This window comes from Chryseobacterium aquifrigidense (assembly GCF_006716485.1).
GTDB lineage: Bacteria > Bacteroidota > Bacteroidia > Flavobacteriales > Weeksellaceae > Chryseobacterium > Chryseobacterium vietnamense.
In genome coordinates this window covers 3,081,306-3,099,050 of the sequence record NZ_VFPD01000001.1, presented here as the reverse complement: position 1 = coordinate 3,099,050, position 17,745 = coordinate 3,081,306, and the positions used below count along the sequence as shown (strand labels likewise).

Here is a 17,745-nt window from a genome sequence, read left to right as displayed (position 1 = left end):
GGAATACAGAATTTTTTATGAATATATTTGTTTAAAAATTATAATATGCAATTGGTAAAAGCAGGGCTTTGTGCCTTTGGAATGAGTGGAAAAGTATTCCATGCTCCCTTTTTAAAGGAACATCCGGGATTTTTTATGTCTGCGGTAGTAGAAAGAAGTAAGGAAGAATCGAAGGAGAAATACCCCGATGCAACCATCTACCGTTCTGTGGAAGAAATGCTTCAGCAGGCAGATGTAGAATTGGTGATTATCAATACTCCGGTTCAGACCCATTATGAGTACGCCAAAAAAGCACTGGAAGCAGGAAAAAATATTATTGTAGAAAAACCTTTTACAGTCAATGTTGCCGAAGCAGAAGAGCTGGTACAATTGGCGGAAGAAAAAGGATTGTTTTTGAGTGTATATCAAAACAGAAGATTCGACCGTGATTTTCTACAGGTTCAAAAGATCCTGAATGATAAGAAAACAGGGAATATTAAAGAAGCTGAAATCCGCTTTGACAGGTTCCGTACTACTGCCAGTGGAAAACAGCATAAGGAAAGTCCGGATCAGGTGGGATCAGGATCACTTCATGATCTGGGAGCACATCTTGTAGATCAGGCGGTTCAGTATTTTGGATATCCTGAAAAACTTTTTGCCGATGTATTTTCTATGAAAGGAGCTGAGTTCGCTAACGATTATTTTGAAATTCTCTTATTCTATAAAGATAATCTGAGAGTAAGACTGAAATCATCTGTTTTCAGTAAAGAAGGGCATTATGCCTATACAGTGCATGGAGACAAAGGAACTTTCCTGCAGGAAAGAACCGATAATCAGGAAAATGAACTGGTTGCAGGTGCCGTTCCTGAATATGGTAAAGAATGGACACAGCCGCTAAAAGAACCGGACGGAATTTTAAACTACCTGAATGATGATTCTGAAACAGAAAGAATTCTTACCTACAGTGAAGCGGGAAACTATATGAATTATTACCAGCAGATCTACGAGCACATTGTTTTCGGATATGCTTTACCATCTCCCGGAAAAGAAGTTATTCAGAATATGAAAATCATTGATGCTTCCTTAGAAAGTGCTAAAGAAGAAAGGGTTATTCAATTATAAATGATAAGTTATGAATTATGAAGGAATTCAAGATTCAAAGTTTAAGGTTTAAAGTTCAAGGTTGATACGGTTGTGATTAGAAGCCTTCAACTCGTTTACTCTCAAACCCTCAAACTCTTTAAATTCATTCATAATTCATAATTTTTAACTCATCATTATTAAAGGATTTCCTGAAGTTCCAGCCATCTCATTTCGTGGTTCTCCAGTTTTTCTGAAACCGTTTCTAACTCTGAAGAAAGTGTGGCGATTTTTTCATAATCAGCTTCGTTATTGAGCTGCTCCAGAATTTTAGCGCGCTGTGCTTCCAGTTCAGGCATTTCTTTTTCAATGGTTTCCAGTTCTCTTTGCTCTTTAAAAGTGAGTTTTCTTTTAGAATTCGAAGACTGAGTAACTTCTGCCGAAGAAATTGCTTCTTTTACAGGTTCAGGTTTTACCGCTGCATTTTTTTCTAATGCTTCTTCACGGCTCCTGGCTTCTCTATATTCTGAGAAGTTCCCTACAAAATCACGAATTTTTCCATTGCCCTCAAAAGCCAGTACATGATCTACAATTCTGTCCATGAAATATCTGTCGTGGGAAACTATAATCAAAGATCCCTGGAATTGCTGAAGGAAGTTTTCAAGAACCGTTAGCGTGGGAAGATCAAGATCATTTGTAGGCTCATCAAAAATCAGGAAATTAGGATTCTGATACAAAATATACATCAGGTGAAGTCTTCTCTTTTCACCTCCCGAAAGTTTGGAGATAGGAGAATATTGTGTCTGATCATCAAATAAGAACAATCTTAAGAACTGTGATGCGGATAAGCTTTTACCATTTGCTAAAGGATAGAATTCTGCAATTTCCTTGATGAAATCTATTACACGCTCATCTTCTTTATAGGTAAGCCCTTTTTGTGAGAAATAACCGAAAGAAATAGTTTCTCCGGTTTCAATTTCACCATTATCAGCTTTTTCCAACCCTTGAATGATATTAAGCAGGGTAGATTTTCCCGCCCCGTTTTTCCCGATGATCCCCACCTTTTCTCCACGTTGAAACTGGTAGCTGAAATCTTTTAAAAGAACTTTAGGTCCAAAGCTCTTGTCAATATGTTTGAGTTCAAGAATTTTATTTCCGAGACGTTTCATTTCAAAATCCAGTTCCAGTCCGTCTTTTCTGGTATCGGTTTTGGCAACCTTTTCAGTTTCATAGAAAGCATCAATTCTGCTTTTTGATTTAGTGGTTCTGGCTTTTGGTTGTCTGCGCATCCATTCCAGTTCCTTTCGGTAAAGGTTGTTGGCTTTGTCAATTGTAGCATTAAGGTTTTCCTCACGAATCATCTTGTTCTCAAGGTAAGTAGCATAAGAACCATTGTGAACATAAAGATTCTGATCCTCCATTTCCCAGATAATATCACAAACACTGTCAAGGAAATATCGGTCGTGGGTTACCAGTAATAAGGTGATTTTTGCCTTGTTCAGATAATTTTCAAGCCATTCTACCATATCCACATCCAGGTGGTTGGTAGGTTCATCCATGATAAGAAGGGTGTGCCTGTGCTCAGCTCTTGTTTCCGTTAAAAGTTTAGCTAAAGCAACACGTTTGATCTGCCCTCCGGAAAGAGTGCCCATTTTAGCATTCAGGTCAGTAATTTTAAGCTGGGAAAGAATCTGTTTCATTTCATTTTCCAGATCCCAAGCCTTATGAACTTCCATATCAGCCAATGCTTTCTCAATAAAATCATTATCTGTAGAATGAAGGGACTGATGATAGTTTTTAAGCGCAAGAATAGGTTCCGAATCCAGCGCCATCATAAATTCTTCAATGCTGAGCTTTGGATCATAATCAATTTCCTGGTCAAATAATACCACCTGGATATCTTTGTTGATGATCGCAGTTCCGCTGTCTGCAATTTCTTTACCCATTAATATTTTCAGAAGAGTAGATTTTCCACTTCCGTTTTTGGCAACAATAGCTATTTTATCTCCTTCATTGATGTGGAAAGAAATATTTTTAAACAAAACTTTGATGCCGTAAGATTTGGTAAGATTTTCTGCAGAAACGTAATTCATTGGGAATTAATAGTTTGATTTTAATTTTTAACTAAGTCGCAAAAATACGAAAATGTAGCCATAAAACTTTCCGGAACGCTTCTTATAAAAATGAATATTTATGATTTTTTAATAGACTGTGTCCCTTGCCTGCAAAAACTAATCAGTAAATTTGATCAGTAACAATAAAATATACAGTTTAAAACAGTAATACATAATACAAGAATCTGATGGAAACAATGAAAAAAGTTATTGTCGATATGGACGGGGTAATGGCGGATGTATATCATCAGCTGGTAGAATTCGAAAAAAGAGATACCGGAAGAGAAATTGAAATCAGTGATTTGGCTGGTAAGCCTGAAATAGAGTCTTTTCCGAATGGAAAAAAACATGTTAACGAAATAGGGTTTTTCAGAACACTGCCTTTAATGAAAGGAAGCCGTGAAGCAATAGAATATCTGAACAATAAATATGAACTCTATATTGTCTCGGCCGGAATGGAGTTTCCGAACAGCTTAAGAGAAAAGTATGATTGGCTGGCAGAGCATTTTCCATTTATTACCTGGGAACAGATTGTTCTTTGTGGAAGTAAAAAAGTAGTATCAGGAGATATCATGATTGATGATTATCCTAAAAATTTAGATCATTTTTCAGGGCAGAGACTGATATTTACCCAACCTCATAATGAACTGATAGAAAATGAAACGTACGAAAGAGTTCATTCATGGGAAGAAATTATGGGTATTCTTTAAATGAAAGGAATTTAAATATTTTTATGATTATTGTAAAAAAACAAAAATTATTTAAAAGAATTTTAACTAAGGGAAGAATAAATTTAATAAAGAATTGTGACAGCGGCCTGTTGAAAATAAATAAGTTTGCGTCAAACTTTTAACATGAAAATATACCATACTTTATTCTTCCTTTTGGCAGCTTCAGCCTTCCATGCCCAGGTTATTTCCGGAACCATCATTTCTAAAAATGAAAACCAACCGATCCCTTATGTGAAAATCGGAATTGAAAAGAAATCAATCGGAACGATCTCAGATGAAAAAGGGAACTTTTCAATGGATCTTTCCAATACAGATCCCCAACAGAAAATAAAAATAGAAGTACCGGGATTTGATTCTTATCAGGAAACAGTACAGGACTTTAAAAAACATGATCAGCAAAAAATATTTTTAACAGAGAAAACTAAAAATATCAAAGAGATTACCGTTAAAGCGAAGAAACTTGTAGATAAAAACTGGGGAGTCAATACAAAGACGAAAAGCGTTACTTATTTCGTTAATCCGGAATTTGATAAGAAAAATTTTCTCGGAGAAACAGCATTGGAATTCAATGCTAAAAAGAGATCAAAAATTAAAAATATTAATCTGAACATAGCCAGTTATGTTTCTAACGAGCCGGTTCTGATGAGGTATAGTATTTATAGTGAGAAAAACGGTTTCCCGGACAAGAATATTCTTGAAGAAGAGATTACAGTAGAACTTACTGAAAATATGATCAGGGACGGAACTTATACACTGGATGTGAATGATCGTAATATCTGGGTGCATGGAAAATTTTTCATAGGGATACAGTTTTTAAAAGATTTTGCTGGAAGAATTAAAATCAGTGCTGCTTTGTTCAGAACCGGATTTATAAGAGAATTTTATGGTGACTGGCAAAAAATGACCATTGCTGCACCTGCTATTAATATTGACGTGAAAATGGATAAAAACGGAGATAAAAATACGGATGATGAAAACGGATTTGTAGATGATAGTGCAGTAGCACTGATGCCTGATGTATCAAAATATATCCAGGAGTCAGAGCAAACAGTATATGGCCAGAATAAGGCAGTGGGAAATTATCTGAAACTTCAGGATACCAATCTGTATTATGAAATCTACGGTGAAGGAGAACCATTGATTCTGCTTCATGGCAATTCCGGAAGTATTAAAGATTTCTATCAGCAGATTCCTGTTTTATCAAAGCAGTATAAAGTAATTGCCATAGATACGAGAGGGCAGGGGAAAAGCATCGATTCTTCTAAAAAAGATTTTACTTACAAAATGTTTGCTGATGATGTAAAAGCAGTAGCAGACCAATTAAAGCTCAATAAAGTAAATATTGCAGGTTGGAGTGACGGCGGAAATACCGGACTGGAATTTGCCCTGAAATATCCGGAAAAACTGAACAAGCTCATCACAATTGGAGCCAATGCATTTCCTGATGGAGTAGACAACAGGCTTACGGATCATTTTGAAAATAAAATGCTGGTGTTGAAAGAACTGAAAAAACCAGAACAGTTTAATGAGCAAAGGCTTTTGAAAATTATGCTGACACAGCCGCGTATCGCGAAGAAAGATTTAAATAAAATTGGAAATAAAGTATTGGTTATTGCAGGTGATAATGATGTTATCAAACGTGATCATACCGAACTTATTGCTAAAGAAATTCCCAATGCTGAACTAAAAATCTACAGCAATGCCACCCATATGATTCCCTTTGAAAATGCAGATCAGCTCAATACAGATATTCTCAATTTTTTAGGAAAAAGTAATTAGATAAGTAAAGGCTGGAAGCAGGAAGATGGAGGCTGGAAGTGATATCAGTCAGCTTCTATAAGTTGACTCATTGAAATTTTATCAACTCCTGTTTTTCTGCTTTCATTTTCTTCTTTTAATCCAGCGTCAGCCTTTTTAACGACCACGAATTACCATTGTAAATATCAAGATCCACTTTAGCATTGATGCCGTGAACAATCCCGTTTTCCGTAAACTGCCAGAAATCCCATTCATCATCAGGTGAAGGAGAAGGAACATCATTGTAATTGGCAAGCCATAAAGGGTAACCTTCAAACTCGCCTTTCAGAAAATCTTTATAGTAATGGTAGTACGTATAGATGATGGGCTTTTCACCATAGGCGTCCTCTACAATTTTACACCATACTTTCAGGTCTTCAATCAGTTTTTTGTTGGTTTTACGCTTCGGAATCTTTTCAATATCAAGAATCGGAGGAAGATCCCCACTTTCAAGTTTTACATTCTCTAAAAAATTATTGGCCTGGATCACAGGATCTTCATCAGCTCTGTAAAAATGATAGGCACCCCGGATCAGATCATGCTTTTTAGCACTTTCCCAGAATTCATCAAAATGCTTGTCGGCACTTCGGTTTCCCATCGTTGCACGCATTACCACAAACTCCAGTGGAATTGTTTTATTTCCGATGCTGAGACTGTCCCATTTGATATCTTCCCGGTTCTGATAATGCGAAACATCAAAGCCGTAGGTCTTGTCAAGGTTGCTGGCCAAAATTCTCTGAATTCTTGCAGCCTCCTTTTCACTGTTATGAAGTTTTTTATGCTTAAATTTATTAAAGTACAAGGCATAGTAATAACTGACGGACTGCCTTAAATAAAGTCCTGTTCCTACTAATGCTATTAGTAAAATTGCCAATATTACCCACCTTCGGAAAAAATACTTCTTCCGTCGCGATTTATGGACTTGTTTGGCAGTTTTTTTGGTGTACTTTTTAGGTGTCATAAAGTTTTGCAAAACTAACTTTTTTCACTGCCAAATGCTAAAATAAAATCAGTAAATTTGTGTATTATGGAAACACGCGAAAAAATCATCATTATTGGAGGAGGATTTGCGGGGCTGCAGCTTGCAAAAACATTGAATAACAAGAACAAAAAGGTCATTGTTCTCGACCGGATGAACCACCATATGTTTCAGCCGCTTTTTTATCAGGTAGCCTCAGGAAGGATAGAACCTTCCAACATTTCTTTTCCCTTCAGAAAGATTTTTCAGCAATCCAGAAACACACAGTTCCGTATGACAGAGGTGAAAGAAATAGACCCTGCCAACAATAAAGTCATTACCGACGAAGCAGAATTTACTTATGATAAACTCATCATTGCAACGGGCTGTAAAACTAATTTTTTCGGAAATAAAGATCTGGAAGGAAAAGCTTTCGGAATGAAAAATACCCAGGAAGCCATCAGTATCCGAAATCATGTTTTGACGACCTTTGAAAAACTGATTATTGAAAAAAGCCGGAGCGATGACGGAAACTGGAATATTGTAATCGTGGGAAGCGGCCCCACCGGCGTAGAACTGGCAGGAGCTTTTGCTGAAATGAAAAAAGACATCCTTCCAAGAGATTATCCTTACATGAATTTTGATCATCTCAAGATTATCCTGGTAAGTTCCACAGAAAAACCACTGGCTGTAATGAGCAGCGAGGCACAGGAAAAATCTGAGAAATACCTCAAAGATCTCGGAGTCACTTTTTTGAGCGGAGAAGTAGTAACAGACTATGACGGAGATAAAGTACACCTCAGAAGCGGAAAAGAAATACCATCCAATAATGTCATCTGGGCAGCCGGAGTGACAGGAAATGTAGTAGGAGGTTTCCCGGAAGAAAAATTAGTAAGAAACAGATATATTGTAGATCGATATAATAAAATACAGGGTTACGATAATATTTATGCCATCGGAGATATTGCCTATATGGAAACACCAAAATATCCACAGGGACATCCTCAGGTAGCTAACGTAGCCATTAATCAGGCAAAAAATTTAGGTAAAAATCTTTTAAAGAAAAGTCAGGAAGAATGGAAAGAATACGAGTATGATGACAAAGGTTCATTAGCGACTATTGGGAAGCACAGAGCTGTTGTCGATCTGCCGTTTATAAAATTTCAGGGATTTCTCGCATGGTATTTCTGGATGTTTCTCCATTTAATGCTAATTTTGAGCGTTCGAAATAAGCTGGCCATATTCTTCAACTGGATGTGGAGCTATATCAACAAAGATTCTTCTTTAAGATTAATTATTATACCTACTAAGAAAAACGGAACATTACAATGAGAATTGACATAATAAGCGTACTTCCGGAATTGATGGAAAGTCCGTTCCAAACTTCTATTTTGAAAAGAGCAATGGATAAAGGGCTGGTAGAAGTACATTTTCATCATTTGAGAGACTGGGCAATCAATAAGCACAGACAGATAGATGATGAGCCGTACGGAGGCGGAGCAGGAATGGTAATGATGGTAGAACCGCTGGATAAATGCATTTCAGAGCTTAAATCTCAAAGAAATTATGATGAGGTTATTTACCTGACGCCGGATGGGGTTACTCTAAACCAGAAAATTGCCAATTCACTTTCTATCAAAGACAATCTGATCTTTCTTTGCGGGCACTACAAGGGAATAGATCAAAGAGTAAGAGACCTTCATATTACAAAAGAAATATCAATCGGAGATTATGTTCTTACCGGAGGAGAACTGGCAGCCTGCGTTTTGGCGGACTCGATTATCAGATTGCTTCCCGGAGTTTTGAATGATGAACAGAGCGCATTGACAGACAGTTTTCAGGATGATCTGCTTTCTCCACCTATCTATACAAGGCCTGAAAGTTATAAAGGCCTGGATGTTCCCAAGATCCTGCTGAGCGGGAATTTTAAAAAGATTGAAGAATGGCGCCATGATGAAGCCGTAAGAATCACAAAGGAAAAACGTCCTGATTTATTGTAAAGGAAAACTGTCAGAACTTGTCTGATTTTGGCATCCTTATTTAATTCCATTTGTTGTAGATAAATGGAATAATTTTTGTTGTAATTTTGATAAGTGCGAAAAATATTAATGTTTTCGATTTTAATTTGAAAATTTATTTCTATTATCCCGGATTTTATATATTGTCTCAATTTTGATTAATATATCGAAACTAAAGGATAGTTGAAAAATTAATTCATAATGACTTACTTCATTAGTATTTTTTACTATATTTGAATTGTTTTTTATTGGAAATTGATTTACCGTTTTAGAGGTAAATCACGGAAATTTGAAAAAAAATAATAAATTTACATCATAGTAAAAAGAACATAATAAATTAAAAGTATAGAAATTAGTGTAGATGGAGCTGTTCTCTTTTTATAATGTTGAAAATTTATTTTTACCCGATCCGAAACCTGTCCACAAATTAGATCCTACCCGGTCAGGATTAAGGAATTGGGATGAAAAGAGATATAGAAATAAGCTTTTCAAGATCTCTCACGTATTTCAGTTGATGAAGGAGGAGAATGATGTATTACCATTTTTAATAGGATTATCTGAAGTTTCCGGAAGGAAAGTCTTAGAAGATCTTGTGGAGATGGACCCCTTTAATTCGGAATATGGAATTGTGCATTACAATTCTATGGACGAAAGAAAAGTGGATGTAGCCATGTTATATGATAAAAATAAAGTAGAGGTACTGGACTCAGAAACCATTACTTTCTTTTTTGAAATAGTAAATAAAAACACAGAAAATTACGACACAACCCGAGACGTACTTTTTTCAAAAATAAAATATAAAGGGGAAATTATTAATGTCTTTATCGCGCATCTTCCCTCTAAACGCGAAAAAGATATCAATAAACCTAAAAGAACCTTTATATTGAATGAAGTACGGGAACGGATTATGAAAATTATAAATGCTGATAAAGAGCATGTTATATTGTGTGGTGATTTTAACGAAAACCCGGATGATGAAAATTTAGTACAGATTCTCTATGACAATGACCATGAGAAGGTTTTAATGAACCCTTTTCAGCAATTGTTTTCTACAAGAAATTATTCTACTTTTCATTATAAATCTGGATTGCTGTATGATCAGATCATTATGTCAAGATCTTTGCTTGATAATAAGACGCTGGCTTTTCAGGATGCCCATATATTTAATTCTGAAAAAATCCGCAGCAGAACCAGAAATTTTGAAGGACGACCTTTCCGAACATATGCTGGTACACGGTATTTAGGAGGATACAGCGATCACTTTCCGGTTTTTGTAAAATTTAAAAATTTACATTAAAAAACATAAATAATAAAAAAGTAGAAAATGAAAAATTCGAGCAACACAAGCTACCATTTAGATTCTATTGACAAAGAAATCATCTACATGTTGATGGATAATGCTAAAACTTCTTTAGCCCACATTTCAAAAAATGTAGGAATTTCCACCACTGCAGTGCATCAAAGAATCAAAAAACTCGAACATGCAGGAGTTATTGAAAATTCAATATCATTTCTTAACCCTAAGAAAATTGGATACAAAGTGATTTCCTACATCGGTGTATTTTTGGATCAGCCAAGCCATTATCCGGAAGTGGTAAAGTCTTTGCATGATATCAACGAAGTAGTGGAGGCCCACTATACTACAGGAAATTATACTATTTTCCTGAAAGTGCTTTGTAAAGACAATGATCACTTAATGCAGATTCTTAGTAAGCTTCAAAAGCTGAAGGGAGTAACGAGAACAGAAACTTTTATATCTTTAGAACAAGGTATTTACAGACAATTGAAAGTATAACAATATGAACATAGCCCAATATTTGGATTCAACTTACCTGAAAACTCCAGAACAGTCAGGTATTTCCCACGAAGAAACACTTCAAAAAGATAAAGAACTTGCTCAGGAAGCAATAGACAATGGTATTTTTGCCGTGATGATTCGACCGGATTATGTATCTGAGATCAAGAAATATATTCAGGAAAGAAATTCAAATGTTGTAGTAGGAACTGTAATAGGTTTCCACGAAGGAACGTATTCTATTGAAGAGAAACTTGCAGAAGCGTTAAAAGCAATAGAAGACGGAGCAGATGAATTAGATTTCGTTATTAATTATACGGCTTATCTACAGGGGAATTTAGAACTGGTAAAAGAAGAATTTGTAAAATGTACCCAATTATCACTTGAGCATCATAAAATTGCAAAATGGATTATTGAAATTGCAGCATTAACGGATGCACAAATTGCAGATCTTACCAAAAAGATTTCTACCTGGGCAGAAGAAAATTTCTCTGAAAATGAATTGTCGAAAATTTTTGTCAAGTCATCAACAGGATTTTATCAGACTGCCGAAGGAAAGCCAAACGGAGCAACCTTTGAAGGAATAACAATTATGCTCAGCAACGCTGGCAAACTTCCCGTAAAAGCAGCAGGTGGAGTAAGAACTCCCGAAGATGCTGAGAAAATGATCAAAATGGGAGTTAAAAGAATTGGAACTTCTTCAGCGCTGGGATTAATTAAAAACGAATCCTCATCAGAAGGATACTAAATTAGATTCTCAATATAAAAAAAACCATCAGTTTGCTGATGGTTTTTATTTTTATAGCTGTGCCTGATATTCTTCGTAGAACTGATGGGTTTCTTTAATCAAGCTGTCCATTTCTTCCATGGTGAAAACTTCCAGGAATTTCTTTCTGAACTCCTTAAAATGAGGGATTCCACGGAAATAGTTGCTGTAATGCTGTCTCATTTCTACCAATCCTAATCTTTCTCCTTTCCATTCGGCACTCCATTCAGCATGTTGACGTACAGCCAGCAGTCGGTCTGAAATGGTCGGTTCAGGTAAATGCTCTCCTGTATTAAAGAAATGTTTGATTTCATTAAAGATCCATGGATATCCAATGGCAGCACGTCCGATCATAATACCGTCACATGCATACTTTTGTTTATACGCTAATGCTTTTTCTGCAGAGTCGATATCACCATTTCCAAAAATGGGAATCTCAATATTAGGATTTTGTTTAATTCTTGAAATATGCTCCCAGTCTGCTTCCCCCTTATACATCTGAGCACGGGTTCTTGCATGGATCGTAAGAGCTTTAATTCCTGTTTCCTGCAAACGTTCTGCTACTTCATCAATATTAATGCTGGTACTGTCCCATCCTAAACGGGTTTTTACCGTGACAGGAAGGTGAGTAGAGCTTACAACAGCTTTTGTAAGACGTACCATGAGGTCAATATCTTTCAAAACACCAGCTCCTGCTCCTTTGCAGACAACTTTTTTTACAGGACACCCGAAATTAATATCTACCAGATCAGGATTTACTGTTTCCACAATTCTAGCAGACATAGCCATAGCTTCTTCGTCTCCACCAAAAATCTGTATTCCAACGGGTCTTTCGTAATCGAAAATATCCAGTTTTTTACGACTCTTGATAGCGTCACGAATCAACCCTTCGGAAGAAATAAATTCCGAATACATTAAATCTGCACCATGCATTTTACACAAACGTCTGAATGGAGGATCACTTACGTCTTCCATTGGAGCCAGCAAAAGCGGAAATTCCGGCAGTTCTATGTTGCCTATTTTTATCATGCTGCAAATTTACGAAATTCTTAAAAAACAATATTTTATAAATTAATATGTGGTATTGTGTTTTATTTGTGTTAGGTTATTTAAAGGATTTTATGATATTATGTTTAATTTTTTATTAATATATTTAATTGATTATCAGTGTTTATTGAATTTTATTGATAATTATTTTTTATATTTAGTATAATAAAAATTAATGTCATGAGAAAAATTCTATTTTGTTTGATGGCAATTTTGGTTTCATCAAATTTTTATTCACAAGTGAATATTTCTGCCACAGCAGGAACTGCTACAGGAACCTACACCACGTTAAAAGGAGCATTTGATGCCATTAATGCGGGAACACACCAGGGAGCTATTACAATCAGTATCACAGCGAACACAACAGAGACAGCCACCGCTAGTCTGAATGCCAGCGGCGGAGCGACAAGCTACACCTCAGTTGCAATCAAACCTGCAGCGGGAGTTACAGCGGCTATTTCCGGTGATATTGCCAGTGCCCCTTTAGTAAGAATACTGGGGAGTAATATTACCCTGGATGGAAGCAATACAGCTTCAGGAACAACAAGAGATCTTACGCTTACCAATACTTCTATTGTGGCACCGCAGGTAATTACCTTTATTGCAGCTTCTGCAGCAGCAGCCAATACTAATATTATGATTAAAAATCTTAATATTATCAACGGAATGAATAATTCGTCAGCTTTGGTAATGTATGATGGAGCAACAACACCTACGGGAGGCTTCTTTAATAATGTTACCATTCAGAATAATGCGGTGAAGAAAGCTTATATGGGAATTTATTTATTTGCTGCTACAGCTGCTGGTAATGGAGCTAATACATTGGTTACAGGTAATGATATAAGTGCTTCGGGAGCAGATGCCAACCGTCTAGGAGGAATTTATGTTCAGGGTGCCGATGGAGTAACGGTAAGTAACAACACGTTAGGTAATTTTGAAACGACCAATGCTGAAATTAAAAGAGGAATCTGGTTTGCCACAGCAACAGTCAATTCTTCAATTATTTCAAATACCATTACCAATCTTGGGTATACCGGAACGGGTGCAGGAGGTGCTGCCGGAATAACGATTACCTCAGGGAGTACAGGAGCTTCTGCGGCTGCGAATATTATTGTAAAAGGAAATACGATCTCCAATTTTAATTCCAGTGGAACAGGAACGCTGTTTGCCGGAATTTATGCAGGAGGTACGTTAACGACCGGCATGACTATTACCAATAATAAAATAACCGGGATCAAAAATACCAATACATCCGGATATGGAGCACAGGGAATATATTTAGCAACAACAAGTCTTACTTCCAATACTCTGGTTGCCAATAATATTGTGAGTGGTGTAGCCGGATATGGGTATGCTACCACCGGAGGTGTAAATGACAACGGAAACGGAATTATCATTACCGCTGGAGGTGGATATAAACTTTATTATAATACTGTTGTGATGGATGTTAGCCAGACTGTTGCCGGAAGGCCATCCGCTTTAAATATCACAAGTGGGGTAACGGGTGCTGGAGGTATTGATGTGAGAAATAATCTTTTTGTCAATACCCAAACCCAGGCAGGTGAAAGATATGCCATTTATGCCGGAGCAGCCAGCAGTGTTTTCTCTACCATTAACTATAATAATTTCTATTCTGCCGGAACGAATCTGGGGTATATCGGAGGTGCCGCAAAAGCGACTCTTGCTGATATCCAGGCAGGATTTGGAGGTAATGTGAACTCTTTGAATGTTCTGCCTGTGTTTATGTCAGCAACTGATTTCCATTTATCTGCTACAGGAAATACTGCTCTTGACAACAAGGGAACTCCGGTAGCTGAGGTAACATTAGATGCAGATGGTAATACCAGAAATGCTTTGACACCGGATCTCGGCAGTTTTGAATTTACGGCAACAGTACTGGCAGTAAATGAAGCAGCGAAAAAGAACACGGTAACCGCCTATCCAAACCCGGTTATAGATTTCCTTTATATCAATAATGATAACAGAATCAAAGAGGTGGAAGTATATAATGTTTCAGGTCAGAGAATTCTTAGCGAAACAATTAATGCTCAAAAAGGCTCTGTAGATATGAGAGGTGCCACGGCAGGAGTTTATATTGTAAAAGTAAATACAGAAAAAGAATCACAATCTTTGAAAATTATTAAAAAATAGTAAATAAACTAATAGCCAGAAAATCCCCAATAGTACTATCGGGGATTTTTTTATTGTAAAAAATAACGGTCATTGCTAGAAGCTTGCTTTTACCTGCATACTTCCGATGTGAATGGTCCGGTCACCGGAGTTTCTTCCTTCATAATTAAGGTTCAGCTGGATAAACGAGTTGATAGCCTGTTGGATAAATACACTCCACACCTGGTTTTTTCCAGGCTTAAGCCCATCCAGCATCTGGTTTCCTACGATACTGAAGTTATTTCCTGTAAAATTGTTATTGATGAACGAGAAGTTTCCACGGATAGATGTCTTTCTGCGCTCCCATTGGATAGTTCCTGTAATATCAAAAGCTTTGAGAAGTTCTTCGCCATCCAGTCTTTGTTTCTGACGGAAGGCAGAAGATAATTCAGCCTGAATGGCATCTGTAAATTTATACGTTGCTTTAGGCTTGGTTTCAAAATTATTTAGACGGTAATCTCTTGTTTGAAATAATTGTGAAGAGTTTTGGATATCATGAACCGAGTTTTCCCAATCCACTCTGAATTCTTTATTGAACCAATATCCTATATTCAGGAAATGAGAAGTCTGTTCACGTTCTTCATTACTGAAATTGGCATTAATGAGATTGTCATTGGTGATGAATCTGTAATTTCCGTTCCAGCCTGATTTGTCGGTTGGATTAAACTGTACAGAGGCAAGAATGTTCTGATTTTTAAGGATCTGATCACTGTTTTTTTCAAAAGGATTCAGCACAAGCACTTTTTCCTTTTTGTAGAATGAGTTTTGAGAGTTTAATGAAATATTGAAATTCCAACGTTTTAAAAATCCATTCTCAGAATTGAAAACAATAGCCGGATTCACAAATAAGGCTAACTGCAGTTTATTTTTATTGGAAGGAATATATCGTACAGAATTAGTATATACACGGATGTATTGGGCAAGATCAGAATACTCAGCGATTTCAAATTCGTCCAGCTGCTGAATGCCGTCTCCGTTATAATCCGTCCATTTATAAACACCCTGTCCGTCTGTTACTTTAATGTACTGAAATTCCCTCTGTGCTTCCTGTCCGTTACCCAATTCATAGAAAGCCTGAAGACGCATACCGTTTCTGAACAGCTGTTGATTGTATAAAATGTTTCCGACAACAAAATCATTATTACGGGTTACTTCACCTTCTGCACCTGCATAGAAGAATTTTCGGTAGTGAATCAGAGCATTTAAACTGGTTCTTTCGGTTTTGATAATCTGACTTTCCGCCATGATCCCCAGAATATTGTTCATATTCTGAAGTCTGTTATCACGCACCGAGTCATTGTCTCTCATATATACTTTTGCCAATAATTTGGTTCTTGTACTGTCACCTATTTTCTTTTGCAAAAAGATTTCTTTCCAGCTAAAACTTGTTACATCCATAAGCTGAGTATCGTTATACTTCTTCTCGTTATGTTCCATGCTTCCACCAATGGCCCAGCTTCCTTTTTTACCGGTAAATTCTGTTGAAACTCCACCGCGGATGAACTTTGTATCCTGAAGGGTAGCATTGGTACTCAGATAAGACAGATTACCTTTAGTATAGAATTTTCCTGTCAGCCAGCCAAAATCAAGGTCATTTTTAATCCCTTTATAAGAATCCTGTTCATTCAGATAATTGACACGGTAATTCAAAGTAGACTTATTATTCCATTTATTCAGGAAGCTGAAGATAAATCTGTTCTGGGTCTTTTTATTGAATTCCTGGGTAAGGTTGAAATCTCTGGAGAATTCCACATCATTGATACGGTCCAGGATATGGAATTGTCTGTCTATATATTGATATTCAAAGCTTGGAGTTCCTCTCCATGTGTTCTTTGTGAAGCTTTTATTTCCAAAAATACGCCATGCATACCCCATATTCTGATCAGAATCTTTTGAAGAAAATAAATTGACATCATAGTTACTCAACGAGATATCAGCACCTATTTTTCCTTCGTTCAGCAGATATTCAGAATTCAGAGAATATACCTGGGATTTCTGAGGAGAAGGAAGTTTTCTTACCGCTCTGTAATCTCCACCATTTGGGCCTACATATTCAAAAACACGTCCGTTGTTGGTGGTCTGTGCTATTTTATAGTCTCCCTGATTAGCTCCGAAATACGTAAAAGAAACCTGATAAAGTGTTAAACTTGAATCCGTAGAATATTCATAGAAATTTCCTGCCGGACTTAATTTGTATAAAATTTTATTGACATCATATTCCGTTATCACCCCTGATGGAGCATACATTAAGTCAGGATTATTTCCGGCTTCTGCAAGAATTTGCTCATCTTCTTTAGATAGATTTAAAGAAAGCGGAGCATTCTTATTGTCATTTTCCATAAACCAGTTGAATCCAACCTTGAATTTTTCTCTCTGATGCTCAAGCTTTCCTGTAAACAGATATCTTGAATAATTCCTGTTGGCGTAGTTATAAGAAATCGTGATGAAATTTTGCTGAAAAATAGGGCGGAAACTGGTAAAAGTAACTTCACCGGTATTGTAATTGATAATATAATCCTGGTTTTCACCACGCTTCATTAAAATTCCATCAATAAAAACCTGTTCAGAACCAGAGATTAGTGTGATAAATTGTTCTCCGTTTTTACCAGTCAGACGATAAGGTCCCTGGTTACCTTCTACCCCCTGAAAACGGATTCTGTGGAATTCACTTCGTGCAACACCAGCAGAGATATCTACAAATGTCTTGTTCTCCTTCCCGAATTCTGTCTGGAACTGAAGTCCCATACTTCTTCTCTGGTATTTGGCAAAATAATTCTTAGCTTCTACAAGGTCAAGATGTCCTGCTCTGAGGATAGATTTATCCTTAATATTAAGCTGCATATAGATTTTGTCAAACTCCTCTAAAGTTTGAGTATAACCATCAGCCTGAATCGGTAGGTTGTGATCTGAAATACTCGCCAAAATCGTAACGTCTTTTGATAATCGTCCCGAAATCTGAAGATCCATAGAACTTTGTACAGATTGCCCCTGATTATTACCAAAAGTAATTCCACGGATAATAGACCCTTTTGAATTAAGCTCTCCTAAAAATCTTTTTTTGTCATTTTTTGCCAGTACAGCTTCATCAATAATAATCTTATTGTGCGTTCTTATGAAATCCAGAGTATCCTTTGCAAAGATGTCCTGTTCAAGCTTTGCTGCCAGAATACTATCCCTTTTAATACTGTCTTCAGGCACGTTGGGATTTTTCCATGAAAATACCTGAGCATTTCCTGAAAATATGCCTAAGAAGAACAAAACGAAAAGAATGATAAAATTCCGCAACTTTTA

The 17,745-nt window shown here is 36.6% G+C and carries 13 protein-coding genes; 9 read left to right on the top strand and 4 right to left on the bottom strand.

What is annotated here, in order from left to right:
• Window positions 1–45 precede the first annotated feature (45 nt).
• Entirely contained in the window at window positions 46–1,101 is a 1,056-nt protein-coding gene (locus FB551_RS13865; protein ID WP_142017903.1) for a Gfo/Idh/MocA family oxidoreductase, read from the top strand.
• 158 nt (window positions 1,102–1,259) lie between these two features.
• Here the strand turns inward: FB551_RS13865 and FB551_RS13860 are convergent, their stop codons facing one another.
• Complete coding sequence (locus FB551_RS13860) at window positions 1,260–3,152, bottom strand: ABC-F family ATP-binding cassette domain-containing protein (protein WP_142017902.1); 1,893 nt, start codon at window positions 3,150–3,152, stop codon at window positions 1,260–1,262.
• A gap of 218 nt (window positions 3,153–3,370) precedes the next feature.
• Between FB551_RS13860 and FB551_RS13855 the strand changes: the two genes are divergently transcribed.
• Both FB551_RS13855 and FB551_RS13850 read left to right on the top strand, forming a co-directional pair.
• Window positions 3,371–3,883, top strand: a complete 513-nt coding sequence (locus FB551_RS13855) for a 5' nucleotidase, NT5C type (protein WP_142017901.1) — start codon at window positions 3,371–3,373, stop codon at window positions 3,881–3,883.
• A gap of 144 nt (window positions 3,884–4,027) precedes the next feature.
• On the top strand, window positions 4,028–5,683 hold the full coding sequence (locus FB551_RS13850; RefSeq protein ID WP_142017900.1) for an alpha/beta fold hydrolase: 1,656 nt from the start codon (window positions 4,028–4,030) through the stop codon (window positions 5,681–5,683).
• 115 nt (window positions 5,684–5,798) lie between these two features.
• On the opposite strand, the gene FB551_RS13845 is transcribed toward FB551_RS13850, so the two are convergent.
• Window positions 5,799–6,662 carry a glycoside hydrolase family 25 protein gene (locus tag FB551_RS13845; RefSeq protein WP_047435049.1) on the bottom strand — a complete coding sequence of 288 codons (864 nt, stop codon included), beginning with the start codon at window positions 6,660–6,662 and terminating at the stop codon, window positions 5,799–5,801.
• Window positions 6,663–6,728: 66 nt separating this feature from the next.
• Here FB551_RS13845 and FB551_RS13840 point away from each other — a divergent pair, with 66 nt between their 5' ends.
• The 5 genes from FB551_RS13840 (at window position 6,729) to deoC (ending at window position 11,220) form a co-directional block, all read left to right on the top strand.
• The gene (locus tag FB551_RS13840) at window positions 6,729–7,991 is read left to right on the top strand and encodes an NAD(P)/FAD-dependent oxidoreductase (protein ID WP_047435048.1); all 1,263 of its coding nucleotides are present in this window, start codon (window positions 6,729–6,731) and stop codon (window positions 7,989–7,991) included.
• Entirely contained in the window at window positions 7,988–8,659 is a 672-nt protein-coding gene (gene trmD, locus FB551_RS13835; RefSeq protein WP_047435045.1) for a tRNA (guanosine(37)-N1)-methyltransferase TrmD, read from the top strand. Before FB551_RS13840 ends, trmD begins: the two co-directional genes overlap by 4 nt.
• Window positions 8,660–9,038: 379 nt before the next feature.
• Entirely contained in the window at window positions 9,039–9,974 is a 936-nt protein-coding gene (locus FB551_RS13830) for an endonuclease/exonuclease/phosphatase family protein (protein ID WP_047435043.1), read from the top strand.
• A gap of 27 nt (window positions 9,975–10,001) precedes the next feature.
• Entirely contained in the window at window positions 10,002–10,472 is a 471-nt protein-coding gene (locus FB551_RS13825) for an Lrp/AsnC ligand binding domain-containing protein (protein ID WP_002976659.1), read from the top strand.
• Between the two features lie 4 nt (window positions 10,473–10,476).
• The gene (deoC, locus tag FB551_RS13820) at window positions 10,477–11,220 is read left to right on the top strand and encodes a deoxyribose-phosphate aldolase (RefSeq protein WP_142017899.1); all 744 of its coding nucleotides are present in this window, start codon (window positions 10,477–10,479) and stop codon (window positions 11,218–11,220) included.
• Between the two features lie 51 nt (window positions 11,221–11,271).
• Here the strand turns inward: deoC and dusB are convergent, their stop codons facing one another.
• Complete coding sequence (gene dusB, locus FB551_RS13815; protein WP_142017898.1) at window positions 11,272–12,267, bottom strand: tRNA dihydrouridine synthase DusB; 996 nt, start codon at window positions 12,265–12,267, stop codon at window positions 11,272–11,274.
• Window positions 12,268–12,465: 198 nt separating this feature from the next.
• Here dusB and FB551_RS13810 point away from each other — a divergent pair, with 198 nt between their 5' ends.
• Window positions 12,466–14,436 carry a T9SS type A sorting domain-containing protein gene (locus FB551_RS13810; RefSeq protein WP_142017897.1) on the top strand — a complete coding sequence of 657 codons (1,971 nt, stop codon included), beginning with the start codon at window positions 12,466–12,468 and terminating at the stop codon, window positions 14,434–14,436.
• Window positions 14,437–14,511: 75 nt separating this feature from the next.
• On the opposite strand, the gene FB551_RS13805 is transcribed toward FB551_RS13810, so the two are convergent.
• On the bottom strand, window positions 14,512–17,739 hold the full coding sequence (locus FB551_RS13805) for a hypothetical protein (protein ID WP_142017896.1): 3,228 nt from the start codon (window positions 17,737–17,739) through the stop codon (window positions 14,512–14,514).
• Between the last annotated feature and the right edge of the window lie 6 nt (window positions 17,740–17,745).

Coding starts and splice junctions, on each gene's coding strand:
- FB551_RS13865 (WP_142017903.1), top strand. CDS start 46: ATGCAATTGGTAAAAGCAGGGCTTTGTGCCTTTGGAATGAGTGGAAAA.
- FB551_RS13860 (WP_142017902.1), bottom strand. CDS start 3,152: ATGAATTACGTTTCTGCAGAAAATCTTACCAAATCTTACGGCATCAAA.
- FB551_RS13855 (WP_142017901.1), top strand. CDS start 3,371: ATGAAAAAAGTTATTGTCGATATGGACGGGGTAATGGCGGATGTATAT.
- FB551_RS13850 (WP_142017900.1), top strand. CDS start 4,028: ATGAAAATATACCATACTTTATTCTTCCTTTTGGCAGCTTCAGCCTTC.
- FB551_RS13845 (WP_047435049.1), bottom strand. CDS start 6,662: ATGACACCTAAAAAGTACACCAAAAAAACTGCCAAACAAGTCCATAAA.
- FB551_RS13840 (WP_047435048.1), top strand. CDS start 6,729: ATGGAAACACGCGAAAAAATCATCATTATTGGAGGAGGATTTGCGGGG.
- trmD (WP_047435045.1), top strand. CDS start 7,988: ATGAGAATTGACATAATAAGCGTACTTCCGGAATTGATGGAAAGTCCG.
- FB551_RS13830 (WP_047435043.1), top strand. CDS start 9,039: ATGGAGCTGTTCTCTTTTTATAATGTTGAAAATTTATTTTTACCCGAT.
- FB551_RS13825 (WP_002976659.1), top strand. CDS start 10,002: ATGAAAAATTCGAGCAACACAAGCTACCATTTAGATTCTATTGACAAA.
- deoC (WP_142017899.1), top strand. CDS start 10,477: ATGAACATAGCCCAATATTTGGATTCAACTTACCTGAAAACTCCAGAA.
- dusB (WP_142017898.1), bottom strand. CDS start 12,267: ATGATAAAAATAGGCAACATAGAACTGCCGGAATTTCCGCTTTTGCTG.
- FB551_RS13810 (WP_142017897.1), top strand. CDS start 12,466: ATGAGAAAAATTCTATTTTGTTTGATGGCAATTTTGGTTTCATCAAAT.